Below are 2586 nucleotides of genomic sequence, written 5' to 3'. Positions count from 1 at the left end.
ACTGTTTATCCATTACAATGCTGATGGTTTATATTCTTTTAATACCTTAACAATGGACTCAGCAGCTTTTTGTGCTCCATCAGAAGGAATATCTGGATAAGAAACAGTAGTGCCAATTGTTGAAATTACTTTCTCAGCCAGCAATTCGGGCGTTGCACTGGAAAGTTTCAACTTTAAACCAGCTCCGAGTCGTGTTAAGATTTGGGCATTGTTGGCTTGTTCACAATGACCTTCTATTGGAAAATAGATAAAAGGTTTCTTCAATCCAGTTAATTCAATTGTCGAAGTTCTTCCACCTTGTAAAATGGCAAGATCACAAGCAGCAAAATGTTCGTAGAGACGTGGCACGAATTCATGTACTTCGATACTTTCAGGCAATTTGATTGATTCTGCAGGCAAACGCGGGCCGGTAACAAACACAAAATGGAGATTTGGTATTTTCTCCCTTGCAATGAGATATGCCTCTCCACAAAGTTCCAGTAATTCTTTCCCAATAGCTGTTCCACCAATGGAACAAATAACTAATGGTTCGTTACCATATCCAAGTTTTTTCCGTATTTCTTGTTTATTGGAGTAGCTGTTAACATCAAAAGATAAAACGTAACCAACAAAGGTATACCTTTTTTTTGCAAAGTCCCTGCGATTGGGCAACATGAAACCAAAAGATTTATCCGGGATATCATCCGGTTCCCCTAAAAACAACGCCAAATCGTATGAAGGTTTTTTCCGGGAATCACTAGACCATACCCGATTCCAATAATACACCACAATATGTTCTATAGGATTAAATGTCATTGAATCCAGACCCACAAAGTCATATATTATGACAAAGGGAAACTTTTTCATATCTGAATGTTTTCTCAATGCAATCTCGATTTCATAGGTTTCATCACCAATCACAAGATCATAATTTTTTGATTTAATTAAATCCAAGAAAAATTTTGCGTTTTTTTTCCAATCATTTGTTGACTTCATCACGTAGTTCGCAAGATTCAGACGGGAGCCCTTAGCGGCTTTTTCTGCGGAATGTGTCTCATTACCATATTGATCAATTCCTTCTACCATTTTTTCGCCTGCTTCCTCTAATACAGTTGTCGCAGGACTAGCTGCCAACCATTCTATATCGGCTTCAGGGAGTAACTTTCTTAAATAGTTGGCAATTAAAAGATCCCGGGTTATATGTCCTAAACCCAGAGATCCGCTTATGTACAAAACATTAATCCTTTCCATAATGAAGGTTAATTTATATTTTAAATCACATAACTTTTTCCATTTCTTCTTTAACTTTTTGCTGATCCTGACAGAATGCATATCTGCCACAAAACAGAAAAACGAAAACCGAAAATGTCAATACAATTACAATGAAACGTTTCATAATTTACCTCCAAAATATTTCATCATATTATTAGTCTCCCTCTTCTTCCATAGCTTTGAATTGATCCATAGCTTTCAACACATGGGTAGCATAAGCCAGTGAAGGACCACCACCCATATATAAGGCTACGCCAAGGGCTTCCATTATTTCCTTTTCTGTTGCCCCGGCTTTAAGCGCGGCATGGGTATGATAGGCAATACAATCATCGCAGCGTTCAGCGATGGCAATACCAATTGCAATCATTTCCTTTGTTTTTACATCCAGTGCCCTGGGTTCCATTGCTGTTTGTGCAAACGCATAAAAACCCTTCATATCACCGGCATACTTCTTTGTAAATTTTTGCATGTACCGAAGCAATTCAGCACGTTTTTCAATGTAAAGGCTATCCTCAGATGATTGCTTCATCAAAGAGTCAGGTTCTGCTTGAGACCAGGCAGTAATACAAGTTAATAGCAATACGGCCATAGATAACACTATGCCTCCTGAGATGGTTTTGATCATTTGCATCATGGTACTTCATTTTAATAAGTTATAAAATTAGGACAACATATTAATAACCCTATAAAAAGTCAATTTTTCGGAAGAAAAAATTCAGGGGAGTATCGCACCTTTTTATATTAAAAGTGAAAAGATGATCCTACTTTTGAGGATGATTTCCGTTTTCTGGATACCTGCTCGAGTTATCTGGAATCATTCTAAATTTCCATTATATCCTGACAGCCAATTTAGAATAATTCTAAATAAAACATCTCGATATCCATATGTTTGAATCCATACATCATTTGCAAGGATGCTGTTTAATTTTGTATAAAAAGATCCTCATTTCCAGTATTATTTCTCTTTAAAAAATTTGACTTTCATCTTAGCCCTTCATATTTTGCCACAGTACCTTACCGGCCAAGTTTTGCCAAAAAAAACAAGAATTTGACCGGTAAGGTACTAATTAATAACCCAAAAACAACCGGTTCATCCGGGAAGGAGGTACGAAATGAAACAAGCAAACTTATTCTTACCAAAAATCATTTACGGGGCCGCGTTTCTTTTAATTATGGGCAGTTTTGCTTTACACAGTCATGAACAAGGTAATAACAGCCTTACCATGGAAGAAGCCGAAGCCCTGGTAGAAAAAGACATGAAGGTTTACAACGAAGGCAGACTGGATCTTGCCGATGAGTACATAGCCGAAAACTATGTGGAACATACAGCCGGTT

At 37.3% G+C, this 2586-nt stretch carries 3 protein-coding genes; 1 reads left to right on the top strand and 2 read right to left on the bottom strand.

The window, feature by feature from the left end; translation table 11 throughout:
• Window positions 1-12 precede the first annotated feature (12 nt).
• Both KGY70_20715 and KGY70_20710 read right to left on the bottom strand, forming a co-directional pair.
• Window positions 13-1230 (bottom strand): hypothetical protein, encoded by a 1218-nt coding sequence (locus KGY70_20715; protein MBS3777629.1) that lies wholly within the window; start codon window positions 1228-1230, stop codon window positions 13-15.
• Between the two features lie 175 nt (window positions 1231-1405).
• The gene (locus tag KGY70_20710) at window positions 1406-1885 is read right to left on the bottom strand and encodes a carboxymuconolactone decarboxylase family protein (GenBank protein ID MBS3777628.1); all 480 of its coding nucleotides are present in this window, start codon (window positions 1883-1885) and stop codon (window positions 1406-1408) included.
• A gap of 478 nt (window positions 1886-2363) precedes the next feature.
• Between KGY70_20710 and KGY70_20705 the strand changes: the two genes are divergently transcribed.
• Window positions 2364-2586 (top strand): hypothetical protein (locus tag KGY70_20705; GenBank protein ID MBS3777627.1); only part of this gene is annotated, 223 nt, incomplete at its 3' end.

Source organism: Bacteroidales bacterium, assembly GCA_018334875.1.
Taxonomy (GTDB): Bacteria; Bacteroidota; Bacteroidia; order Bacteroidales; family UBA12077; genus JAGXLC01.
This window is presented reverse-complemented; position numbering and strand designations above follow the sequence as displayed.

Excerpts from the sequence above, each read along its gene's own strand:
- KGY70_20715 (MBS3777629.1), bottom strand. The coding sequence starts at position 1,230 with ATGGAAAGGATTAATGTTTTGTACATAAGCGGATCTCTGGGTTTAGGA.
- KGY70_20710 (MBS3777628.1), bottom strand. The coding sequence starts at position 1,885 with ATGATGCAAATGATCAAAACCATCTCAGGAGGCATAGTGTTATCTATG.